The organism is Arthrobacter sp. Bi26, from assembly GCF_918697925.1.
Taxonomy (GTDB): domain Bacteria; phylum Actinomycetota; class Actinomycetes; order Actinomycetales; family Micrococcaceae; genus Arthrobacter.
The window spans coordinates 57,488-79,827 of record NZ_CAKKMF010000009.1; the positions used below are offsets into that span (position 1 = coordinate 57,488).

Genomic DNA, 22,340 nt, shown 5'->3' on the forward strand with positions numbered 1-22,340 from the left:
AAAACTGTGAGCACGGCGTCACGAACTCCCCGGATCGTCTCCGGAATCACCTCCCGGCTGCCCGTCAGCGTGGACAAGACGGTCAGGCGGCTGGCTGTGTTGTCCCTCATCGGCCAGATCGTGCTGGTGGTGACCGGCGGAGCCGTACGGCTGACCGCCTCGGGCCTCGGCTGCCCCACCTGGCCGCGCTGCACCGAGGCCTCCCTGGCGACCACCCCGGAAATGGGGTTCCACGGAATCATTGAATTCGGCAACCGGCTCCTGACGTTCGCGCTGGCGGCCATCGCGGTGATGATGCTCGTCTACCTGTGGAACCTCCGCAAGGAGCGCCGCGACCTCTTCCTGCTGGCCCTCGGCCTGCTCGCCAGCATCCCGGCCCAGGCCGTCATCGGCGGCATCACGGTGCTGACCGGGCTCAACCCGTGGGTCGTGGGCCTGCATTTCCTCGTTTCCATGGCGCTCGTGGTCCTCGCGACCCTGCTGGTGAACCGGGCCTACGGCCGAACCGGCCAGGCCAGGACCGTGCAGCTTCCCGCCCTGCCGGGCGCGGCGCGCCCGGTGATGACCGCCGTCGCGCTTCTCTCCGCCGTCGCCGTCTGCCTCGGTGTGGTGGTGACCGGAGCGGGCCCGCACGCCGGCGACGCGAACGCCCCGCGCAATGATCTCGACTGGGACCTGTTCGCGCACATCCACGCAGTGCCCGCCTACCTGGTGACCGCCGGCGCGCTGTTCGCGGTGTTCCTTGTGGTCCGCGGGCGGATCCAGGGGCCGTTCCGCTCCGCGGTGTTCATGCTCCTGGGCGTCACGGTGCTGCAGGCCGTCATCGGCTTCACGCAGTACTACAACGGCATCCCGGCGCTCCTCGTCGGCGCGCACATGCTGGCGGCGGCGCTGCTGATGAGCGCGGCCACCAACGCCGCGGACCTCGCCCGCTACAGCCCGGCGGACTAACACGACGCAGCACACGCCGCAACTAAGCAACGCGGGGCTACTTACCGCCCGTCCGGAACGTATGGATGGGCCGTAAGTGACTCCGCGTTTGCTGTCTGCGCGGCGGTCAGGGCGCTGCGGCATCGAAGATCCCAACAGCATTCACCTTCCGGGGGCTGGCCCTGACGGGATTTCCGGGTGGACTATGAGATGGCATGGACATGGATCGTCGCGGCAGTGGGCTCTTTTTTGTTCGCTCCCGTGACGCTGACCGGAAGGCCTTCCCAGATGCAAGCGACAGAACCGACCGTGCCCCCTTCACCCTCAGCCCGCCAGCGCGCGGCGAGCCTCAAAGAGCGCGTCTACATCATCTTCACGAGCCTGGCTGTGGTGTTGGCGCTTCGGGGTCACGCGGACGAGACCACGCCCGCAGCCGCGGCGGCGACCCTCAGCATCGTGGTGATCGGTTCCCTGCTGGGGATTTTCGTCGCCGATCTCCTCAGCCACCTGACCGTACATTCGAAGCTCCCCACCGGCGAAGAACTGCACCACATGATCGCCGTCAGCGCGGACGGCCTCGGCGTCCTGGTGACTCCGCTGATTCTGCTGGCGGCGGCCGGCTTTGGGCTGTGGACGACGGCTGTTGCGCTCGGGTGGGCGGTGGTCGTTCTCGTTGTCTCGCTGGCCATCGTCGGATTCCTCGCGATCCGGCGCCTCGAGATCCCGCTGCGCCACAAGGTCGCCATCATGTTCGCCGAGGTTGTGCTGAGCCTTCTGGTGATCGGGCTCGAACTGCTGGCCCACAACCTCTGATCCCCGAAAGACCACTTTCTGCCAATATTCGAGTGCTGGTTAGTGACCGGTCACTTGTCGGGTGGGGGCAACTTTGGGAATACTGGGCCATGTATCCCCCAGCCCCGTTGGCCTGGAAATGCAGCCGATCGCCGGTCCGCGGACGGCGTGGCAGCCTGGCCGGGTTGGCGGCCGGGACGGCCGGGGTCAGGTTTTGTCCAGCGAAGTCGGGGATACTTGGATACGGCGCAGGACTGCGCCGCACTCGCATTCATGGAAAGTAGGACGGCTCGGTTTTGCCTTGATGCAGCTGGAATCGGAACTGGCCAGATAGAGGCACTGGAGGATATGTGACGTTACTAGTCGGCGAAAGACCCGCAAGGGCAGCCCAGCAAACCGCACCTCGCCCACGGCTTGACGGCCTGGACGTGCTCCGCGGGGCTGCCGTCGGGGCCGTCCTGCTGGGACATTCCTGGCCGGGCATATTTCAAGGCGCCGGCATAGTTGGCGTCATTGCCTTCTTCGTGCTGAGCGGTTACTTGATCACTAACGTGCTGGTCCGGGATATCGAACGGCACCGAAAAATTCGCTACGGCCGTTTCTATGCGCACAGGGCCTTCCGGCTGGTGCCGGCACTGATCTCATTCCTGGGCGTGTACGCGATCGTCGAACTGGCCACCGACGTCCTTGGGGACCGGTCAAAGGGAATCGTGGGGTACACCGTCCTCGCCGGGCTTGGCTATCTCAAAGACCTGCCCCTGCCGTTCGACGTGAGCATGGCGATCGGACCACTCTGGACGCTGGCGGTGGAAGAACAGTTCTACCTGATCTGGCCAGCGCTGCTCGTGCTCGCCCTGCGACGCAACCGCCAGGGCCGGCTGATTGGCTTCTCCGCCGCCGTCGCCCTGTTCTTCATGGCGGCGAGCGTGATGGCCATGGCGACCCTGGCGCCGCAACTCCACTCACTGGTCTACGCGCTGCCCACAACGTGGGGCCTGGGGCTGATCGTCGGTTCGGCCCTGCGGCTGTACAGGGTCCACGTGTTCAGCTGGTTCACCGGCCACGGCTTCAGGCGTGCGGCTCTCTGCGGTTCCGCCGCCGTCCTGGCCGGGCTGATCTTCTTCCCCAAGGCAAACGAAACACCGGCTTTCATCTTCCTTGGCGGCCCGCTGGCCATGGCTGCCTCAGCCGTCCTGGTCGCCCTGGCCGCCTCCCGCACGGCAGCGATGCCGAAGTGGACGCGCCCGGTGCAGATGCTGGGCACCGTGTCCTACGCCGCGTACCTGTGGAACTACGTCGTCATTCTGTGGCTCAATGGCGGCTCGACAGCCGATCTGCCGCCGCTCATCGCGGTGTCGGCCATCGCGTTGACCCTGCTCATCGCGGTCATCAGCTGGCACACAGTCGAAAGGCTGGGACGGATCGCGCGGGATCGCTTCGACCGGCATTACGTTGCTCGGGACCAGCGGAACCAGCAGGACCAGCAGAAGGCCGGCAGCGCCGCCGTTTCCGGGCAGGCTGCGCCCAGACAGCACCCGGACAGGGCGGAGTGACATCCGCGGACTAGGCAGGTTCGCAGCCCTGACCGGTCTGCAACGGCACGGCGCCGCTCACGCGCTAGTTCGCTCGCCGGTTCAGCCGGTACGCAGCGCAGCCGCGGCGCCGGCGCCGGGAGAGCTCTCCAGCGTGCAAGGATCGGTGTTCGCGCCGCAGACGATCACTGCCACGCGTTCGCCTTCGCGGGGCGTGTACGCCCCTGACGTGAGCGCAGCAAACGCCGCCGCCGCGCCGTATTCGGCGGGGATCCGGTAGTCGCTCCACAGCTGGGACCGGGCGGCGACAATGGCGGCGTCATCCACCAGCACGGAGGTCGGAGGGACACGCGACGCGATGCTGAAGGCGATCTCGCCCACCCGCCGGGCACCCAGGGAATCCGCGGCGACTCCGGAAACGGCCACATCGACCGGGTGGCCGGCGGATAGGGCGGCGTGCAGCGTGGGGATGTTGAAGGGTTCAACCGCGACGACGCGCGCCCGGCCCTCGGCCGCTGCCGCGACTCCTGCATACAGTCCGCCGCCGCCGACGGCGACGAGGATCGTGTCGATGCCGGGCTCGTCCTTCAGGATCTCTTCGGCGACCGTGCCTGCGCCGGCGGCGATTTCGAGCTGGTCGTACGCATGGCAGAACAGGGCACCGCTTTCTTCCACGTATTCCGTGGCGGCGGCGAAGGCTTCCGCGTACTCGGCGCCGACCTTCCGGACCGTCGCGTTGTACGCGAGAAGACGCTCCACCTTCACGCGCGGGGCGTTCTCCGGAACGAACACTGTCGCCGGAACACCGAGTGCCGCCGCGGCGTAGGCGTTCGCGAGGCCCGCGTTACCGCCCGACGCCGCCACCACCCCGACGCCGGGGTTGAGTTCCCCGCGCTCCCGGGCAGCGAGGAGCCGGTTGAAGGCGCCCCGGGCCTTGAAAACGCCGGTGTGCTGCAGGAACTCGCATTTGAACCAGAGAGGAGCGGCGGCGGTACCCCCGCGAAGCAAAGGCGTGCGCCGAACGTAGCCGCTGATGCGGCTCTCTGCCTGGAGTACATCGCTGCGGTTGATCACTGGCTCCCCCTGAGGTTGCGCTCCCTGTCCGGCGTTGATTCGTCGGGTCGGGACTGTTCTGTGTTACTTCGCCAGGTGTTGACTGGTCGGTTCGTACGGGTATCCCCTGGCCGTAAGGACCATGCCCGGATACGGCTGACGCTCCCCCACCACTGGTGAGGGAGCGTCGGCTAGACGGACGGGGAGGCCTCAGCCGCCCATGACGGCCGAGCCGACAAACGGGTCGACGGCCAGGGCAATGAAGAGCAGCGTCAGGTAGCTGATGGAGCCGTGGAAGACCTTCATGGCTCCCTTGTTGGAGACGTCGCCGGACTGGGCGCGGTTGTACAGTGCGTGCGACTCGTACAGGAACCAGCCACCGGCCGCGACGGCGGTCACCGTGTAGACCCAGCCGGCGCCGCCGGCCGGGATCATCAGCAGCGAACACGCCACCATGGCCCACGCGTAGAGGACCACCTGCACCGAGACCACCTTTGCACCGGCGATTGCGCCCAGCATGGGCACGTTGGCGTTGCGGTAGTCCTCGCCGTAGCGCATCGACAGCGGCCAGTAGTGCGGCGGGGTCCAGAGGAAGATCACCATGAACAGCACGACGGCGGGCCACTCGACGGTGTTGGTGACGGCGGCCCAGGCAATCAGGACAGGGAAGCACCCCGCGGCGCCGCCCCAGACAATGTTCTGGGCCGTGCGACGTTTGAGGATCATGGTGTAGATCACGACGTAGAAGACGATGGCGCCGAGTCCCAGCCACGCGGAGAGCGGGTTGGCCCCGAACCAGAGGATCGCGATCGCCGCGGCGCCCAGCAGCCAGGAGAAGATGAGTGCTTCGCGAGGGGTGACCTCACCGGTGACCAGCGGCCGGTTCTCCGTGCGGTGCATGAGCTTGTCAATGTCGCGGTCGATGTAACAGTTGAAGGCACCTGCGGAGCCCGCCGCAAATGCCCCGCCCACAAGCGTCGCCAGGATCAGGCCGATCGACGGGAAGCCACGTTCGGCATAGATCATGGTGGGCAGCGTGCTGACGAGGAGGAGCTCGATGACGCGGGGTTTCGTGAGCGCCAGGTAGGCCTTGGCTTTGCGGCCGAAGCCCATTCGTCCCGAGGCCGGCGAGGCGTTCAGCGGCGTATTAGTTGTGCTCACGGTGGCAGTCACTCTGTTCTGTCTGGCTGTGCAGTTCTGTCTGGCTGGGCAGCCCCGGGTGGATTTCGCAACTCGTTTGGCTGCAGATCGGGCTCCGTGCTCGGCGCACGCCCGTATCTTTGCCCCAGTCGAAGGCCACCACCCATCATACCGTGGAGCTCCGGGCATCCGGGCCGCCGAACAGCGCCCATGATTCCGGCGCGTTAACGCTTGCTCACAGGCGCAACGGCGGACGGTGATTCATATAAGCGAAATCCCGTCCAATTGGTGAGATATACGCTGACCACAAAGTGGAATGGGACTAGGCTGTCCTTAGATCAGCGCACACGGGCACGCATACAGGCAATTGCCGGTACAGGCGGCTCTGCATCTGCGTCTGAATGATAGATCAACGTTTCGATGGTGAACGGCTGGTACGAACCGCAGCGGGCACCGAACTGTGCCCGGGGCGGGAAATAGAGCGTACCGCCGGCCGTCAGCACAGAGAGGGGCCCGGTTTTCGTGCCACATTTGGAAGAGCAAGAACTGTCATGGACTAACTTGGACCAGCGTGCGGTGGACACGGTCCGGGTGCTGGCCGCAGATGCGGTGGAGAAAGTCGGAAACGGCCACCCGGGGACGGCAATGAGTCTGGCACCGGCCGCGTACTTGTTGTTCCAGAAGCTGATGCGCCATGACCCGGCAAACCCCGACTGGCTGGGCCGTGACCGGTTCGTCCTGTCCCCCGGGCACACGTCCCTGACCCTCTACATCCAGCTGTTCCTCTCCGGCTACGGGCTGGAACTGAAGGACCTGGAGGCGCTGCGGACCTGGGGCTCGCTGACCCCCGGCCACCCGGAATACAAGCACACCAAGGGTGTGGAGATCACCACCGGCCCGCTGGGCCAGGGCCTGGCCTCCGCGGTCGGCTTCGCATATTCCCAGCGCCGCATGCGCGGGTTGTTCGACGCCGACGCTCCCGCCGGCACGAGCCCGTTCGACCACACCATCTGGGTGATCGCCTCCGACGGCGACCTGCAGGAAGGCGTGACCTCCGAGGCGTCCTCACTCGCCGGACACCAGGAACTCGGCAACCTCGTGGTGATTTACGACGAGAACCACATCTCGATCGAGGACGACACCGATGTGGCGTTCACCGAGGACGTCCTGGCCCGCTACGAGGCCTACGGCTGGCACACCCAGCGGGTCGACTGGACCCGGACCGGCGAATACGTCGAGGACGTGGCCGAGCTGCACGCCGCGCTGCTCGCCGCGAAGGCCGAAACCGGCAAGCCCTCCATCATCTCGCTGCGGACCATCATCGGATACCCGGCGCCGAAGAAGCAGAACACCGGCAAGATCCACGGCTCGGCCCTGGGCGCGGAGGAAGTCGCCGCCCTGAAGAAGGTCCTGGGCTTCGACCCGGAACGCGCCTTCCAGGTCGACGAGGACGTCCTGGCCCACGCCCGGGCCGTTCAGGACCGTGGCGCCGCCGCCCGCACCGACTGGCAGGCCTCGTTCGAGGCGTGGCAGGCCGGCAATCCCGAGGCCGCGGCCCTGCTGGAACGCGTCGAAGCCAAGAAGCTCCCGGGCGAGTTCGAGGCCGCACTGCCGGTCTTCGAAGCAGGCAAGGACGTTTCCACCCGGGCCGCGTCCGGTAAGGTCCTGAACGCGATCGGCCCGGTCATGCCCGAACTCTGGGGCGGCTCCGCCGACCTCGCCGAGTCGAACAACACCACGATCGAAGGCTCGCCCTCGTTCATCCCGGCGTCCCGGTCCACCGCTGCGTGGAAGGGCAACCCCTACGGCCGGGTCCTGCACTTCGGCATCCGTGAGCACGCCGCCGCGTCGATCGTGAACGGCATCTCCCTGCACGGGCGGACCCGGGCGTTCTCCGGCACGTTCCTGATCTTCTCCGACTACCAGCGCCCCGCGATCCGGCTCGGCGCCCTCATGGGCGTGCCGTCGCTGTATGTCTGGACGCACGACTCGATCGGCCTGGGCGAGGACGGCCCCACCCACCAGCCCGTCGAGCAGCTCGCCTCCCTGCGCGCCATCCCGGGCCTGGACGTCGTCCGCCCCGGGGATGCGAACGAGGTCGCCGCGGCCTGGAAGGCCATGCTGGAAAACCACGAAAACCCCGCCGGGATCGTCCTGACCCGGCAGAACATCCCCACGTACGCCCGCGGCACGGGCCAGGCCGACGGCGACACCTTCGGCTCCACCGCCGGCGTCGAAAAGGGCGGCTACGTCCTGGCCGAGGCATCCAAGGACGGCAACACCGTCGAAGCCCAGGTCATCCTGATCGGCACCGGCTCCGAGGTCCAGCTGGCCGTCAACGCCCGCGAAACCCTGCAGGCCGAGGGCATCCCCACCCGTGTGGTGTCGATGCCCTGCGTGGAGTGGTTCAACAAGCAGGACGCCGCCTACCGCGACGCCGTGCTGCCCCCTGCCGTGAAGGCGCGCGTCTCCGTCGAGGCCGGACTGGCACTGGGCTGGAAGGAATTCGTCGGCGACGCCGGCCGTTCCATCTCCCTCGAGCACTTTGGCGCGTCCGCTGACTACAAGCGCCTCTTCCAGGAATTCGGCATTACGGCAGAAGCAGTCGCTGCCGCCGCCAAGGAATCCCTGGCCGGCCTCACAAACTGATCCAACCCCACGGTTCCGGGGGACCTGTGCCCCCGGAACCCATGATTTCCAGGAGTTATGAAATGACTACCCCCACACAGCAGCTCTCCGACGCCGGCGTCTCGATCTGGCTCGATGATCTCTCCCGCGGCCGCCTGAAGACCGGCACGCTGCGCAAGCTCATCGAAGAGAAGAACGTCGTTGGCGTCACCACCAACCCGTCCATCTTCCACGCCGCCATCACCACAGGCCACGACTACGACGCCGTCATCGCCGCACAGGCCGCCGCCGGCGCCACCGTTGAAGAGACCGTCTTCGAAATCACCACCACCGACGTGGCCGACGCCTGCGACCTGTTCGCCCCCGTCGCCGCGGCTTCCAAGGGTGTCGACGGCCGCGTCTCCATCGAGGTGGACCCCCGCCTGGCCTGGGACACCGCCGGCACCATCGCCGAAGCGAAGCACCTCTACAAGAAGGTCAACAAGGACAACGTCCTGATCAAGATCCCGGCAACCCTCGAAGGCCTCGAGGCCATCACGGCCACCCTGGCCGAGGGCATCAGCGTCAACGTGACCCTGATCTTCTCGCTGGAACGCTACCGCGCCGTGATCAACGCCTTCCAGTCCGGCCTCGAGCAGGCCAAGGACAACGGCCACGACCTGTCCAAGATCCACTCGGTCGCGTCCTTCTTCGTCTCCCGCGTCGATGCCGAAATCGACAAGCGCCTCAACTCCATCGGCACCGACGAAGCCAAGGCACTCAAGGGCAAGGCCGGCCTGGCCAACGCCCGCCTGGCCTACCAGGTCTATGAAGAGCTCTTCTCCACCGAACGCTGGGCCCTCCTGGCCGAGGCCGGCGCCCTGCCGCAGCGCCCGCTCTGGGCCTCCACCGGCGTGAAGGACCCGGCCTACCCGGACACCCTGTACGTCACGGAACTCGTCGCCCCCGGCGTGGTGAACACCATGCCGGAGAAGACCCTCGACGCCACGTTCGACCACGGCACCGTCACGGGCGACACCGTCACCCGCGGTTATGACGACGCCAACGCCACACTGAACTCCCTCGACGCGCTCGGGATTTCGTACAACGACGTCGTCGCCCTGCTCGAATCAGAAGGCCTGGACAAGTTCGTGGCCAGCTGGAAGGAACTGCTGGGTGACGTCGAAGGCGCCCTGGCCTCTGCACGGAAGGCTTCCTAACCCATCATGAGCACACTCAGCTACGACGCCACCGGCGCAGCCCGCCAGGCACATGAGCAGCACCTTCCGGCACTGCTGGAGGACCGCATCGCCACCCGGATCTTCGCGAAGGACCACACCCTGTGGGGTCCGGACGCAGAGCAGGAATCCGCTGTCCGGTTGGGCTGGGTCGAGGCGGCTGCCGTCTCCCAGCCACTGGTCAGCGACATTCTGGAACTCCGCGATGCGCTGAAGGCCGAGGGCGTTACTCGGATCGTGCTCTGCGGCATGGGCGGCTCCTCGCTGGCGCCTGAAGTCATCGCGGGCACCGCTGGCGTCGAGCTGACTGTTCTTGACAGCACCGACCCCGAACAGGTCAGTGCCGCATTGGCGGACCGTCTGGCCGAAACGGCCATCGTCGTCTCATCCAAGTCCGGCTCCACCGTGGAAACTGATTCCCAGCGCCGGATCTTCGAGCAGGCGTTCACGGATGCCGGCGTCGACGCGAAGAGCCGCATTGTCATCGTCACCGACCCGGGTTCGCCGCTGGACAAGGCTTCCAGGGAGGCCGGCTACCGCGCCGTCTTCAACGCCGATCCCAACGTCGGTGGCCGTTTCTCGGCCCTGACGGCCTTCGGGCTGGTCCCCTGCGGGCTGGCCGGAGTGGACATCCAGGCTTTCCTGGATGAAGCGGAAGAAGCCGCCGAGATCCTCAATGAGGACTCGGAGGACAACATCGGCCTCGCCCTGGGCACCGCCCTGGGCGGCACCAACCCGCTGCGCAACAAGATCGTCATCGCGGAGGACGGGTCCGGGATCGTGGGCTTCGCCGACTGGGCCGAACAGCTCATCGCCGAATCCACAGGCAAGCTTGGCACCGGCGTGTTGCCGGTCGTCGCCGGTCCTGCCTCCCCGGAAGCCACCCTCGGCGCTGCCGATGTCCTCGTCGTCCGGCTCGTCGCGGCGGAAGCCGACGTGCAGCTTGGCGAGAACGAGGTCGCCATTGCCGGTGGCCTGCCCACACAGATGATGGTGTGGGAGTTCGCCACCGCCGTGGCCGGCCGCCTGCTGGGCATCAACCCGTTCGACCAGCCCGACGTCGAGGCAGCCAAGATCGCCGCGCGCGGCCTGCTGGACGCACAGCCCGAGCCGACGCCGGCGAACTTCACCGACGGCGCCATCGAGGTCCGTGGCGGTGAGTGGGTCGCCGACGCCGACACCGCGGAAGAAGCCGTCAGCGCCCTGCTGGCCGAACTCGGCCCGGACAGCTACCTCAGCGTCCAGGCTTATTTCGACCGGCTCGCTTACGCCAGCCTCGAAGGTGTCCGGGACGAACTGGCTGCTGTCAGCGGGCGCCCTGTCACGTTCGGCTGGGGCCCGCGGTTCCTGCACTCCACCGGCCAGTTCCACAAGGGCGGACCCGCGATCGGCGTCTTCCTGCAGGTCACGGCCGCTTCCGCGACGGACCTCGCCATCCCGGACCGGCCCTTTACGTTCGGCGAGCTGATCTCGGCGCAGGCCGCAGGCGATGCCCAGGTCCTCTCCGAGCACGGCCGCCCGGTCCTCCGGCTGCACCTGACCGACCGCTCTGCGGGTGTGAAGCAGCTCCAGGAGCTCGTCACCTCCCTTGCCGGCCGGGCAGCATCCCCCACTGAAAGCTAAGGCACTCACGCAACCATGCCAGAAACCTACAACGGCGGCAGGAACACGGCCGGCCGGGGGCGCAATCCGCTCCGGGACCCCCGTGACCGCCGTCTGAACCGTATTGCCGGGCCGGCATCGCTGGTCCTGTTCGGGGTGACCGGGGACCTCGCCCGCAAGAAGCTGATGCCGGCTGTGTATGACCTCGCCAACCGCGGGCTGCTGCCGCCGAGCTTCGCCCTGGTGGGCTTTGCCCGCCGGGAGTGGGAGAACGAGGACTTCGCCGCGGAGGTCAAGGAGTCCGTCAAGGCCTACGCCCGCACCCCGTTCGATGAGACGGTCTGGAAGCAGCTCTCCGAGGGCATCCGCTTCGTGCAGGGCGAGTTCGACGACGACGACGCGTTCAAGCGGCTCTCCGACACGATCGATGAGCTCGACGAGCAGCGCGGGACCCGGGGCAACCACGCGTTCTACCTCTCGATCCCGCCGAAGGCCTTCGAGCAGGTCTGCCGCCAGCTCTCCAAGCACGGACTGGCCCAGGCCGCGGGCGACAACTGGCGCCGCGTCGTGATCGAAAAACCGTTCGGACACGACCTCGCATCGGCCCGCCAGCTCAACGACATCGTCGAGTCGGTGTTCCCGCCGGACGCGGTCTTCCGGATCGATCACTACCTGGGCAAGGAGACGGTGCAGAACATCCTGGCGCTGCGCTTCGCAAACCAGCTCTTCGAGCCGCTCTGGAACGGCAACTATGTTGACCACGTCCAGATCACCATGGCCGAGGACATCGGCACCGGCGGCCGGGCAGGCTACTACGACGGCGTGGGCGCGGCCCGCGACGTCATCCAGAACCACCTGCTCCAGCTGTTGGCCCTGACGGCCATGGAAGAGCCGATCTCCTTCAACGCCGATGACCTGCGGGCCGAGAAGGAAAAGGTCCTGGCCGCCGTCAGGCTCCCCCACGACCTCTCCACCCACTCCGCCCGCGGCCAGTTCACCGGCGGCTGGCAGGGCGGCGAGGAAGTCCTCGGGTACCTGGAGGAAGACGGCATCCCGGCCGATTCCAAGACCGAGACGTTTGCCGCGATCCGGGTGGACATCAATACCCGGCGCTGGTCCGGCGTGCCGTTCTACCTGCGTGCCGGCAAGCGGCTGGGCCGCCGGGTGACGGAAATCGCCGTCGTGTTCAAGCGCGCACCGAACCTGCTCTTCCGCGACCACAGCGAGGACGACTTCGGCCAGAACGCCGTGGTGATCCGGGTCCAGCCCGACGAGGGCGCCACGATCCGGTTCGGGTCCAAGGTCCCGGGCACCCAGATGGAGGTCCGCGACGTCACCATGGACTTCGGCTACGGGCACTCCTTCACCGAGTCCAGCCCCGAAGCCTACGAACGGCTCATCCTGGACGTGCTGCTGGGCGAACCGCCGCTGTTCCCCCGGCACCAGGAAGTCGAGCTGTCCTGGAAGATCCTGGACCCGTTCGAGGACTACTGGGCCGGCCTGGACGAACAGCCCCAGCCCTACGCTCCCGGCAGCTGGGGCCCCGCCTCGGCCGATGAGCTCCTTGCCCGCGACGGACGAACCTGGAGAAGGCCATGATCGTAGATCTTCCCGATACCACCACCTCCAAGATCTCCAAGAAGATCATGGCCCTGCGCGAGCAGGGCGGCGTGATCGCCCTGGGCCGGGTGCTGACCCTTGTGGTCGTCACCCGCTCCGGGCTCGAGGAAGAGGCCATCGAGGCCGCCAACGAGGCCAGCCGGGAACACCCGTGCCGGATCATCGTCCTCGCCGACGCCGGTGCCTCGGCCCCGACCCGGCTCGACGCTCAGATCCGCGTCGGCGGCGACGCCGGGGCCTCCGAGGTCATCCTGCTGCGCGGCTACGGCGAACTCGCCGAGGAAAGCGAATCCCTTGTCGCGGCCCTGCTGCTCCCGGACGCCCCGATCGTGGCCTGGTGGCCGCACGGCGCGCCCAGGAATGCCTGCCAGACCTCGGTCGGGGGCATCGCGCACCGCCGGATCACCGACTCGGCCAACGAAGCGGATCCCGTCGCGGCGCTGGAGAACATCCGCCGCACCTACAAGGCCGGCGACACGGACCTCGCCTGGACCCGCCTGACCAACTGGCGCATCCAGCTGGCCGCGGTTCTGGACCAGGCGGACGACTCGCCGGTCACGGCCGTCGCCGTCGAGGGCGCCTCGGACTCCCCCAGCACCGTGCTGCTCGCGGCCTGGCTGACTCTGGCCCTGGACGTTCCCGTCACGATCGTGGCCGACCCGGCCGGAACCGGCATCCGCCGCGTCCGGCTGACCCGGCCCGGCGGCGACATCCAGCTCTTCCGGCCCGGACTCACCATCGCGGAACTGACCCAGCCCGGCCAGCCCGCGCAGCGGATCTCCCTGCCGCGGCGCAGCCTCAAAGACTGCCTCGCCGAAGAGCTCCGCCGCCTGGACCCGGACGAAGTCTTCGGCGAAGTGATTACTATGGGACTGCCACGTACCAATCTAAGGAGTGTCCGTCCCAGTGAGCGCTGACCCGAGAGTAAGCATCCATCCTGACTCGTCCGTCCTGATGGCTGCGATCGCAGCCCGCCTGATCACCAAGCTCGTGGATATCCAGGACCGGCACGGCGAAGCCACGGTGGTGCTTACCGGGGGCACAATGGGCATCGGCTCGCTGAAGGCCGTGGCCGAATCACCGGCGGCGCCGGCCGTCGACTGGTCCAAGGTGAACTTCTGGTGGGGTGACGAGCGCTTCGTCGCGGCCGACGACGCCGAGCGCAACGCCCGGCAGGCGCAGGAGGCCCTCCTGTCCCATATCAGCGTTGATCCGGCGCGCGTCCATGTGCCTGGTTCCACCGATGACTTCGACAGCCCGGATGAAGCGGCCGCGGACTACGCGCGCCGCCTCGCTGAGGCGGCAGCCGCTGAACACGCCGCGGACATGTCAGACGACAGGCCGGAACTTCCGGCGCGGCTCCCACGCCTGGACATTGTCCTCCTCGGCGTCGGGCCGGACGCGCACGTCGCGTCGCTTTTCCCTGAGCAGGCCGGCATCCGGGAGAAGGAACTGACTGTCGTGGGCGTCCACAACTCGCCCAAACCGCCGCCGGCCCGGGTGTCGCTGACGTTGCCGGCGATCAATACGGCATCAGAGGTGTGGATGGTGGTGGCCGGCGACGACAAGGCCGGCGCCGTGGGACTGGCGCTGGCCGGCGCCAATCCCGTGCAGGTTCCCGCGGCGGGGCCGCGCGGCCGCCGGGAAACCCTGTGGCTGATTGACGAAAACGCGGCCTCACGGGTCCCGGAGCAGCTCGTCCGGAAGGGCCCGTCCTGAGCGCAGCCGTTCCAGCGCTCCGGCCAGCACGTCTTCGGCGTCCTGGCTGGAGCGCCGCTCTTTAACGTATTCCAGGTGCGTCTTGAAGCCCTCGGTGGGCGCTTCCTCCAGGGCAAACTTTGTTTCGTCGCGGGTTGCGGTCCCGCCGCAGCGCCGGCAGTCCCAGACTCCGGGGATCTGTTCCTCCGGCAGTTGCGCGAACACAAGCGCGGTTTCATGGCCCTTGGCGCACCGGAAGGAGACACGAATACGGGGCTGGCGTACGCCGGCCCCGTTGAGTGGCTCATGGCGGGGAGATGCCCCCTCCGTGGCGCCTACACGGATTCCCTTGAATCCGGAAGCGGAATGCAGCATCGGGAACTCCTTGCTACTTAGCTGGTGGAAGTGTGCAAGACAGCCACAGTGTAGATCGAGAGTTCCCGATGCCGGGAGGGCCATAAGGACCCCATATGAAGTTTTCGGACGGGCGTCCTAGGAATCGGCGCCCGTGCTGAACCGCATGAGCAGGCCGAGGGCGATGATCACGACCCCCCAGGTGATGCCCAGGACGACCGTGAACCGGTTGAGGTTGCGTTCGGCGACCCCGGAGGAGCTCAGGCCCGAACTCATTCCGCCGCCGAACATGTCGGACAGGCCGCCTCCGCGTCCCTTATGGAGCAAGATGAGCAACGTCAGCAGGAGGCTGGTGATGCCCAGGAGAACCTGCAGAATGACATGAAGAACGTCCACGACGGCCTTTCAGAAGAATTGGATTACGGGGGTCAGGCTGTGTCCGGACTAATCCGTCAACAGGTGACTCTCGAACCTGACAATATTAGCAAACTCGGCAGCGTCCAGGCTGGCACCGCCGACCAGCAAGCCGTCGACGTCGCGTTCCTTCAGGATCGAGGCCGCGTTGTTGGCCTTGACCGAGCCGCCGTAGAGCAGCCGGGTCTTGGCGGCAACGTCGGCTCCGAAGAGGGTGGACAGTTCGGCACGGATGGCTGCGCACATTTCCTGAGCGTCCTCCGGGCCGGCAACTTCGCCGGTGCCGATGGCCCAGACGGGCTCGTAGGCGACAACGAGCTCGGCAGCCTGTTCCGGAGTGAGTCCTTCGACGCCGGCGCGGAGCTGGGCGAGCGTGTGGTCCACATGGGTGCCGGCCTGCCGGATCTCGAGGCCTTCGCCGACACACAGGACGGGGGTGATGCCGTGCCGGAAGGCGGCTTGGGTCTTGGCGTTGAGCACGGTGTCGGACTCGTTGTGGATGGTGCGGCGTTCGCTGTGGCCGACCAGTGCGTAACTGCAGCCGAGCTTGGCCAGGAACTGCCCGGAAATATCGCCCGTGTAGGCGCCGGAGTCGAACTGGGAGAGGTCCTGGCCGCCATAGACGACGGCGAGCTCGTCGCCCTGGACAAGGGTCTGGACGCCGCGGAGATCCGTGAACGGCGGGAAGACGGCGACCTCCACCCGGCTGTAGTCGTGCTTGGCGTCGGACAGGGTCCACGCGAGCTTCTGCAGGAGGGTGATGCCCTGGACGTGGTCCATGTTCATCTTCCAGTTGCCGGCGATGAAGGGCTTGCGGTCGAATTTACCGTTGGTTGACGTGGTCACGTGATCTCCAAGAGTGCTTGTTGTATGAGAGCAGCCGGCAGGGTGCCCGGCTCCTTGCGGAGGGCACCCTGCCGGCTCGATGGGCTGGCGGCCGGCGCTGTCAGGTCGCCAGGCGGCCGCCGCTGCTTCTAGCGGTCAGCGCTTCTAGCCGTCAGTGCGCTTCTAACGGTCCAGGACGCTCAGTCCGGGGAGTTCCTTGCCTTCAAGGTACTCCAGGCTTGCGCCGCCGCCGGTGGAAATGTGGCCGAACTGGTCATCGGCGAAGCCGAGGGTCCGGACCGCCGCCGCGGAGTCGCCGCCGCCAACCACCGTGAACGCGTCCGTCTCGGTCAGCGCCTGGGCGATGGCCCGGGTGCCGCCGGCGAAGGCCGCGAATTCGAACACGCCCATGGGACCGTTCCAGAACACCGTCTTGGCGCCCTTGATCCGTTCCGCGAAAGCCGCTGCCGATACCGGCCCGATGTCCAGCCCGATGCCCTGGGCTCCGAAGCTGCTCGACTCGATGGCGTCGGCTGCGACGGTCTCGTGCTCGGCGTCGGCGGCGAACTTGGCCGCCACCACAACATCAGTGGGCACGACGAACTCGGTACCGGCGTCCGCGGCCCGCTTCAGGTAGTCCTGCACGACCGGGATCTGGTCCTCTTCGAGCAGGCTGGCCGCGACCTTGTGGCCCGCTGCGGCGAGGAAGGTGAACAGCATGCCGCCGCCCACCAGGATCGTGTCAGCCTTGCCGAGGAGGTTGTCGATGACAGCGAGCTTGTCGGAGACCTTGGAGCCGCCGAGGACCACGACGTAGGGCCGCTGGGTGTCGGCGGTGAGCTTGCGCAGCACCTCGACCTCCGTGCGGACGAGGTCGCCCTGGTAGGACGGCAGCCGCGTGGCGACGTCGTACACGCTGGCGTGCTTGCGGTGCACGGCACCGAAGGCATCATCGACGAAGGCGCCGTTGTCACCGGTGAGGGCGACCAGCTCGTCGGCGAAGGCTCCGCGTTCGGCGTCAGCCTTGGAGGTCTCGCGCGCGTCGAAGCGCACGTTCTCCAGGACCAGCGCCTCGCCGTCCTGCAGCGCGGCGGAAAGCTCCTTGGCCGACCCGCCGACAGTGTCGCCGGCGAGTGCGACCTTGAACCCGGCAAGCTCGGCCAGCCGCGTGGCTGCGGGCTTGAGTGAGTACTTCTCCTCCGGGGCGCCCTTGGGGCGGCCCAGGTGTGCTGTGACCAGCACTCGGGCACCGGCGTCCGTGAGCTTCGCCAGCACTGGCAGGGAGGCCTTGATGCGGCCGTCGTCAGTCACTGTAGAGCCGTCGAGCGGCACGTTCAGGTCACTTCTGACCAGAACGTACCGCCCGCGGACACCATCAGCGATCAGTTCGTTGAGGGTGTGGAATGTCATGAGTCTTACCCTAGCCCAGCTTGGACGCGACAAGCTCCGTGAGGTCCACGAGGCGGTTGGAGTAGCCCCATTCATTGTCATACCAGGACACAACCTTGACCTGGTCGCCGATCACCTTGGTCAGGCCCGAATCGAAGATGGACGACGCCGGGTCGCCAACGATGTCCGAGGAGACGATCGGCTCGTCGGTGTAAGTCAGCAGGCCCCTGAGCTCGTCGGTCTCGGATGCTGCCTTGAGGGCGGCGTTGACTTCAGCGACGGTGGTCTCGCGGGACACCGTGACGGTCAGGTCCGTGGCGGAGCCGGTGGGGACGGGCACGCGGATGGCGTAGCCGTCGAGCTTGCCCTTGAGCTCCGGCAGGACCAGGCCGATTGCCTTGGCGGCACCGGTGGAGGTGGGCACCATGTTGATGGCAGCGGCGCGGGCGCGGCGGAGGTCCTTGTGCGGGCCGTCCTGCAGGTTCTGGTCGGCCGTGTAGGCGTGGATGGTGGTCATCAGGCCACGCTCGATGCCGAAGGCGTCGTTGATGACCTTGGCCAGCGGGCCGAGGCAGTTGGTGGTGCAGGAGGCGTTGGAGATGATGTGGTGCGTGGCGCTGTCGTACAGGCCGTCGTTGACGCCCATCACGATCGTGATGTCCTCATCCGACGCGGGGGCGGAGATCAGGACCTTCTTGGCGCCGGCGTCGATGTGCTTCTGCGCATCGGCGGCCTTCGTGAAGAAACCGGTGGACTCGATGACGATGTCGACGCCGAGCTCGCCCCAGGGCAGCTTCGCGGGATCGCGTTCGGCAAGGACCTTGATGATGTTGCCGTCGACGACGATGTTGCCGTCCTTGACCTCAATGGTTTCGGCCAGCCGGCCGCCCACGGAGTCGTACTTGAAGAGGTGAGCGAGGGCTTCCGGGCTGGTGAGGTCGTTGACCGCAACAATCTCAAGATCTGCGCCCTGTGCGAGGGCGGCGCGGAAGTAGTTGCGGCCGATACGGCCAAAGCCGTTGATGCCAATACGGGTCGTCACGTTTTCAGTCTCCTTGGTGCTCTTTGCGAGCACGACTAGTTGAGAAGGCGTTCAAGCCAACTAACAGATCCCGCACGCCATTGGGCAGAGATAATTACCAGATCGGAGGGCGACCAGCCACATTGCTGAAGGCTAACCGCCTTCCGTGATCCATCTTACGTTTAACCGGGACTGCCCCCGCAAGTGCAGGGGCAGTCCGTCCACATTTCGGGCCGAACGGCCCGTAATGTGAGGTTTGTTACAAACGGAAGTCGATCCCGTCACCCCTTAGAGGGTAATGAGACCCGTCGCGTTCTTGCGGGCGGCGTCGAAGCGCTTGGCGACGTCGGCCCAGTTCACGATGTTCCAGAAGGCCTTGACGTAGTCGGCCTTGACGTTGACGTAGTCCAGGTAGAAGGCGTGCTCCCACATGTCCAGCATCAGCAGCGGGGTTGTGCCGAGTGCGACGTTGCCCTGCTGATCGTAGAGCTGCTCGATCACGAGGTTGCCGCCGATGGGCTCGTACGCCAGGAAGCCCCAGCCGGAGCCCTGCAGGCCCAGCGCCGCTGCGCTGAACTGGGCACGGAACGCGTCGAACGAGCCGAAGGCGTCGTCGATGGCCGCAGCGAGCTCACCCTCGGGCTTGTCGCCACCGTCCGGGGAGAGGTTCTTCCAGAAGACGGAGTGGTTGATGTGGCCGCCGGTGTGGAACGCGAGGTCCTTGGAGAGGCGGTTGATGTTGGCGAAGTCGCCCTTTTCGCGCGCCTCGGCCAGCTGGGCGAGGGCGTTGTTGGCGCCGGTCACATAGGCGGCGTGGTGCTTGCTGTGGTGCAGCTCCATGATCTTCGCGGAGATGTGCGGTTCCAGCGCTGCGTAGTCATAGTCGAGCTCTGGCAGTACGTACTCGGTCACAAAATCCTCCAATGTCGTGGACGGGTTGTCCGGTTTGGTAACTCTCGGATTGTGCATCCGGATGCGGGGCATCCGGAAGATTTGCGGTGGGATCCAACGGCAACAACCCGCCGCGGTTCCCGGGTATTTCCATTCCCGGTATTTTCCTGCTGTTGATTCTAGGGGCGGGCTAGTCGTCGAGCATTTCCGGCGTCACATTGGCTTCCGTGCCCGGGATGCCGAGATCCTGGGCCCGCTTGTCCGCCATGGCCAAAAGCCGGCGGATCCGGCCGGCAATGGCGTCCTTGGTCATGATTGGGTCGGCCAGGCGGCCAAGCTCATCCAGGCTGGCCTGCTTGTGCGCGACCCGCAGCTCGCCGGCGTACTTGAGGTGGTCCGGGACGTCGTCACCCAGGATTTCCAGGGCGCGGTCCACGCGGGCACCGGCGGCGACGGCGGCCTGCGCCGAACGGCGCAGGTTGGCGTCGTCGAAGTTGGCGAGCCGGTTGGCCGTGGCGCGGACTTCCTTGCGCATGCGGCGTTCCTCCCAGACCATGAGCGCGTCGTGGGCGCCCATGCGGGTCAGCAGCGCGGCGATCGTGTCGCCGTCGCGGATCACCACACGGTCCACTCCCCTGACCTCGCGGGCCTTGGCCTGGATGCCGAGGCGACGGGCGGCGCCGACGAGGGCCAGTGCCGATTCGGGGCCGGGGCACGTGACTTCCATGGCCGAGGAGCGGCCGGGCTCGGTCAGTGAGCCGTGCGCCAGGAAGGCGCCGCGCCAGACAGCCTCGGCGTCCGCGGCGGAGCCGTTCACCACTACGGACGGAAGGCCGCGCACGGGGCGCCCGCGGGCGTCCAGGAGTCCGGTCTGGCGGGCCAGGGCCTCACCGTCGCGCACCACGCGCACCACGTAGCGGCTGCCGCGGCGCAGGCCGCCGCCCGAGACGACGATGATCTCGCTCTGGTGGCCGTATACCTCGGCGATTGCCGCGCGCAGCCGCCGGGCGGTCGAGGCGAGGTCGACTTCGGCCTCGATCACAATCCGGCCCGAGATGATGTGCAGCCCGCCGGCGAAGCGGAGCATGGCCGATACCTCGGCCTTGCGGACCGAGGACTTCTTAATATCCAGACGGGAAAGTTCTTCCTTGACTGATGCTGTCAGTGCCATGGCACCTTTCCTAACTGTTCCCGAAAATATCGTGGTACGCCGTCGCCAGCCGCAACGGATCGTGGACCGGACGGCGACCAGACGCCCCCACTTTACCCAAGACCACCTCGGCACCGAGCATTCCTGCCGCCGCCTCAAAGTCGGGCAGGTCCTGGACCGATGCCGGGTCGGCCAGGATGACGTCGATCGTGAACTCCGGCGCGTACTCGCGCAGCACCCGGAGGTGGTCGGCGGCGGTCATGCCGGCGGTCTCTTTGGTGTCCGTGGCGAGGTTCATCGTCAGGCAGCGGCGGGCGGCCGTGTTGCAGAGGGCCTCACGCATTTCGGGCAGCAGCAGGTGCGGCAGTACGGACGTGTACCAGGAGCCCGGCCCGAGGATCACCCAGTCGGCCAGCTCGATCGCCGTCAGTGCCTCCATGCATGCCGGAGCGTTCTCGGGCAACAGCCTGACATGCTGCAGGTTCCCTGCCACCGCGCACTTGGCCTGCCCGGTGAGGGTCTGCAGTGCCGTGGTGCCGTCCGGGGCGGTGACCCTCACCTGGCCCTCGATGGTCAGCGGGATGCTGGACATCGGCAGGACCTCGCCGCGGGCGCCGAGCAGGGCACCGGCCCACTTGAGGCCGGCAACGGTGTCGCCCAGGAGCTCCCAGAGCGTGACGATCAGGAGGTTGCCCATGGCGTGCTCATCGAGGGACCCGCCGCGGCCCTTGCCGGGGGCGAAACGGTGCTGCATGACATCGCGCCACGTCCGGCCCCAGTCGGTGTCGTCGCACAGCGCGGACAGGGCCATGCGGAGGTCGCCCGGCGGCAGGACGCCGTACTCTTCACGGAGCCGGCCGGAGGATCCGCCGTCGTCCGCGACTGTGACGATCGCGGTGAGCTCGGAGGTCAGCAGGCGCAGGGCAGACAGCGAGGCGGAGAGGCCGTGGCCGCCGCCGAGCGCGACGACGGACGGGCCTTTGTCCTGCTGGCTGGCGAATGCCGCGCTGGCGGGCGGGACAAGGGGCAGCGGGCCGGTGAGCAGCGCCATTACTCGCGGCCCAGGTCCCGGTGCGTCGTGGTCACGGTGACGCGCGGATATTGCGCCAGCCGCCGTGAAAGCTCGACGGCGACCGCCACGGAGCGGTGCTTGCCGCCGGTGCAGCCCACGGCGATGGTGGCGTAGTGCTTGTTCTCCCGCCGGTACCCGTCCAGGACCGGTTCGAGGGCCAAGACGTAGCGTTCCACGAATTCGCTGACGCCCTGGGCCTCCAGCACGTAGTCGCTGACGTCCTGGTCCAGCCCGGTGTGCGGGCGCAACTGCGGCACCCAGTGCGGGTTGGGGATGAAGCGGGCATCGGCCACGAAGTTGGCATCCACCGGCAGCCCGTACTTGAAGCCAAAGCTCATGACGTTCAGCCGCAGCGCCACCGGCCCGGTCTCGCTGAAAAGTTCCGTGATGGCGGTGGCGAGACCGTGGACGTTGAGCGAGGACGTGTCCAGGACGATGTCGGCGGTGTCCTTCAGGTCACGGACAAGCTCGCGTTCGGCCGCGATGCCGTCGAGGATCCGGCCGCCGCCCTGAAGCGGGTGGGGCCTGCGGCCCTGCTCGAAGCGGCGCACCAGGACGTCGTCGCTAGCGTCGAGGAAAAGCACGCGGAAGCTCACGCCGGTGGCTTCCAGGGCGCGGAGGGCCGCGCGCATGTCGACGAAGAGTTCCTTGCTCCGGACGTCCATCACGACGGCGAGCTTGGACATCGAATGCGGTGTCCGCGACACGAGCTCGGCGAGTGTGCCGAGCATCTGCGGCGGCAGGTTTTCCACGACGTACCAGCCATGGTCCTCAAGGGCGTCCGAGGCGGTGCTCCGGCCGGCTCCCGACATTCCGGTCACTACGAGCAGTTCCGCCTCGACGGGTTTAACGGGCGTCATGCCGTCCGCATCCGTCTCGGATCCTGCCGTCGACTCTGCCATCAGTGAAGCCCCATCTCTGCCTGTGCGATTTGCTGTTCCGATCAGGTTCGCGCCCATGGCCGCGGTGATGCCGCGGCCATGGCGTTACCCAAGTCTTTACCCTAGCTAAG

General features: G+C 67.1%; 20 protein-coding genes. 9 read left to right on the forward strand and 11 right to left on the reverse strand.

What is annotated here, in order from left to right; all coding sequences use genetic code 11:
* Positions 1–6: 6 nt before the first annotated feature.
* From LQV16_RS03900 to LQV16_RS03910, 3 genes are all read left to right on the forward strand, one after another.
* Entirely contained in the window at positions 7–951 is a 945-nt protein-coding gene (locus LQV16_RS03900; protein ID WP_229992627.1) for a COX15/CtaA family protein, read from the forward strand.
* Between the two features lie 267 nt (positions 952–1,218).
* Positions 1,219–1,743: a hypothetical protein gene (locus LQV16_RS03905; protein WP_229992628.1), complete on the forward strand. Its 525-nt coding sequence runs from the start codon at positions 1,219–1,221 to the stop codon at positions 1,741–1,743.
* Between the two features lie 329 nt (positions 1,744–2,072).
* Complete coding sequence (locus LQV16_RS03910; RefSeq protein WP_229992629.1) at positions 2,073–3,275, forward strand: acyltransferase; 1,203 nt, start codon at positions 2,073–2,075, stop codon at positions 3,273–3,275.
* Positions 3,276–3,356: 81 nt separating this feature from the next.
* Here LQV16_RS03910 and LQV16_RS03915 read toward each other — a convergent pair whose 3' ends face one another.
* Together LQV16_RS03915 and LQV16_RS03920 are read right to left on the reverse strand one after the other, a co-directional pair.
* A complete protein-coding gene (locus tag LQV16_RS03915) occupies positions 3,357–4,328 on the reverse strand; it encodes a threonine/serine dehydratase (protein ID WP_229992630.1) in 972 nt (323 codons plus the stop codon).
* Between the two features lie 189 nt (positions 4,329–4,517).
* Positions 4,518–5,480, reverse strand: a complete 963-nt coding sequence (locus LQV16_RS03920; protein WP_229992631.1) for a heme o synthase — start codon at positions 5,478–5,480, stop codon at positions 4,518–4,520.
* A gap of 498 nt (positions 5,481–5,978) precedes the next feature.
* Between LQV16_RS03920 and tkt the strand changes: the two genes are divergently transcribed.
* The 6 genes from tkt to pgl all read left to right on the forward strand — a co-directional run bounded on the left by tkt (position 5,979) and on the right by pgl (position 14,233).
* Complete coding sequence (gene tkt, locus LQV16_RS03925) at positions 5,979–8,096, forward strand: transketolase (RefSeq protein ID WP_229992632.1); 2,118 nt, start codon at positions 5,979–5,981, stop codon at positions 8,094–8,096.
* A 62-nt stretch (positions 8,097–8,158) separates the two neighbouring features.
* Positions 8,159–9,274 carry a transaldolase gene (tal, locus tag LQV16_RS03930; RefSeq protein ID WP_229992633.1) on the forward strand — a complete coding sequence of 372 codons (1,116 nt, stop codon included), beginning with the start codon at positions 8,159–8,161 and terminating at the stop codon, positions 9,272–9,274.
* A gap of 6 nt (positions 9,275–9,280) precedes the next feature.
* The gene (locus LQV16_RS03935) at positions 9,281–10,915 is read left to right on the forward strand and encodes a glucose-6-phosphate isomerase (protein ID WP_229992634.1); all 1,635 of its coding nucleotides are present in this window, start codon (positions 9,281–9,283) and stop codon (positions 10,913–10,915) included.
* A gap of 15 nt (positions 10,916–10,930) precedes the next feature.
* Positions 10,931–12,493 (forward strand): glucose-6-phosphate dehydrogenase, encoded by a 1,563-nt coding sequence (gene zwf / locus LQV16_RS03940; RefSeq protein WP_229992635.1) that lies wholly within the window; start codon positions 10,931–10,933, stop codon positions 12,491–12,493.
* Positions 12,490–13,431: a glucose-6-phosphate dehydrogenase assembly protein OpcA gene (locus tag LQV16_RS03945; RefSeq protein WP_229992636.1), complete on the forward strand. Its 942-nt coding sequence runs from the start codon at positions 12,490–12,492 to the stop codon at positions 13,429–13,431. The genes zwf and LQV16_RS03945 overlap by 4 nt, the downstream gene beginning before the upstream one ends.
* A complete protein-coding gene (gene pgl / locus LQV16_RS03950; RefSeq protein ID WP_290369322.1) occupies positions 13,421–14,233 on the forward strand; it encodes a 6-phosphogluconolactonase in 813 nt (270 codons plus the stop codon). Before LQV16_RS03945 ends, pgl begins: the two co-directional genes overlap by 11 nt.
* Here the strand turns inward: pgl and LQV16_RS03955 are convergent.
* From LQV16_RS03955 to rapZ, 9 genes are all read right to left on the reverse strand, one after another.
* Positions 14,192–14,587 carry an RNA polymerase-binding protein RbpA gene (locus LQV16_RS03955; protein WP_090577749.1) on the reverse strand — a complete coding sequence of 132 codons (396 nt, stop codon included), beginning with the start codon at positions 14,585–14,587 and terminating at the stop codon, positions 14,192–14,194. The two genes, pgl and LQV16_RS03955, sit on opposite strands and share 42 nt — an antisense overlap.
* Before the next feature lie 117 nt (positions 14,588–14,704).
* Positions 14,705–14,962 carry a preprotein translocase subunit SecG gene (gene secG, locus LQV16_RS03960; RefSeq protein WP_229992637.1) on the reverse strand — a complete coding sequence of 86 codons (258 nt, stop codon included), beginning with the start codon at positions 14,960–14,962 and terminating at the stop codon, positions 14,705–14,707.
* A 48-nt stretch (positions 14,963–15,010) separates the two neighbouring features.
* Positions 15,011–15,826 carry a triose-phosphate isomerase gene (gene tpiA, locus LQV16_RS03965; protein ID WP_229992638.1) on the reverse strand — a complete coding sequence of 272 codons (816 nt, stop codon included), beginning with the start codon at positions 15,824–15,826 and terminating at the stop codon, positions 15,011–15,013.
* A 162-nt stretch (positions 15,827–15,988) separates the two neighbouring features.
* Positions 15,989–17,215: a phosphoglycerate kinase gene (locus tag LQV16_RS03970; RefSeq protein WP_229992639.1), complete on the reverse strand. Its 1,227-nt coding sequence runs from the start codon at positions 17,213–17,215 to the stop codon at positions 15,989–15,991.
* 10 nt (positions 17,216–17,225) lie between these two features.
* Positions 17,226–18,236, reverse strand: a complete 1,011-nt coding sequence (gap, locus tag LQV16_RS03975) for a type I glyceraldehyde-3-phosphate dehydrogenase (protein ID WP_091561639.1) — start codon at positions 18,234–18,236, stop codon at positions 17,226–17,228.
* 267 nt (positions 18,237–18,503) lie between these two features.
* Positions 18,504–19,127: a superoxide dismutase gene (locus LQV16_RS03980; protein ID WP_090956088.1), complete on the reverse strand. Its 624-nt coding sequence runs from the start codon at positions 19,125–19,127 to the stop codon at positions 18,504–18,506.
* Between the two features lie 169 nt (positions 19,128–19,296).
* Positions 19,297–20,277 carry a DNA-binding protein WhiA gene (gene whiA / locus LQV16_RS03985; RefSeq protein WP_229992640.1) on the reverse strand — a complete coding sequence of 327 codons (981 nt, stop codon included), beginning with the start codon at positions 20,275–20,277 and terminating at the stop codon, positions 19,297–19,299.
* A gap of 10 nt (positions 20,278–20,287) precedes the next feature.
* Positions 20,288–21,307 carry a uridine diphosphate-N-acetylglucosamine-binding protein YvcK gene (gene yvcK, locus LQV16_RS03990; protein WP_229992641.1) on the reverse strand — a complete coding sequence of 340 codons (1,020 nt, stop codon included), beginning with the start codon at positions 21,305–21,307 and terminating at the stop codon, positions 20,288–20,290.
* Positions 21,307–22,230, reverse strand: coding sequence for an RNase adapter RapZ (gene rapZ / locus LQV16_RS03995; protein ID WP_229992642.1), 924 nt, complete (start codon positions 22,228–22,230; stop codon positions 21,307–21,309). Before rapZ ends, yvcK begins: the two co-directional genes overlap by 1 nt.
* Between the last annotated feature and the right edge of the window lie 110 nt (positions 22,231–22,340).

Excerpts from the sequence above, each read along its gene's own strand:
- zwf (WP_229992635.1), top strand. The coding sequence starts at position 10,931 with ATGCCAGAAACCTACAACGGCGGCAGGAACACGGCCGGCCGGGGGCGC.
- whiA (WP_229992640.1), bottom strand. The coding sequence starts at position 20,277 with ATGGCACTGACAGCATCAGTCAAGGAAGAACTTTCCCGTCTGGATATT.
- LQV16_RS03905 (WP_229992628.1), top strand. The coding sequence starts at position 1,219 with ATGCAAGCGACAGAACCGACCGTGCCCCCTTCACCCTCAGCCCGCCAG.
- LQV16_RS03935 (WP_229992634.1), top strand. The coding sequence starts at position 9,281 with ATGAGCACACTCAGCTACGACGCCACCGGCGCAGCCCGCCAGGCACAT.
- LQV16_RS03945 (WP_229992636.1), top strand. The coding sequence starts at position 12,490 with ATGATCGTAGATCTTCCCGATACCACCACCTCCAAGATCTCCAAGAAG.
- LQV16_RS03955 (WP_090577749.1), bottom strand. The coding sequence starts at position 14,587 with ATGCTGCATTCCGCTTCCGGATTCAAGGGAATCCGTGTAGGCGCCACG.
- rapZ (WP_229992642.1), bottom strand. The coding sequence starts at position 22,230 with ATGGCAGAGTCGACGGCAGGATCCGAGACGGATGCGGACGGCATGACG.
- yvcK (WP_229992641.1), bottom strand. The coding sequence starts at position 21,307 with ATGGCGCTGCTCACCGGCCCGCTGCCCCTTGTCCCGCCCGCCAGCGCG.
- tal (WP_229992633.1), top strand. The coding sequence starts at position 8,159 with ATGACTACCCCCACACAGCAGCTCTCCGACGCCGGCGTCTCGATCTGG.
- LQV16_RS03970 (WP_229992639.1), bottom strand. The coding sequence starts at position 17,215 with ATGACATTCCACACCCTCAACGAACTGATCGCTGATGGTGTCCGCGGG.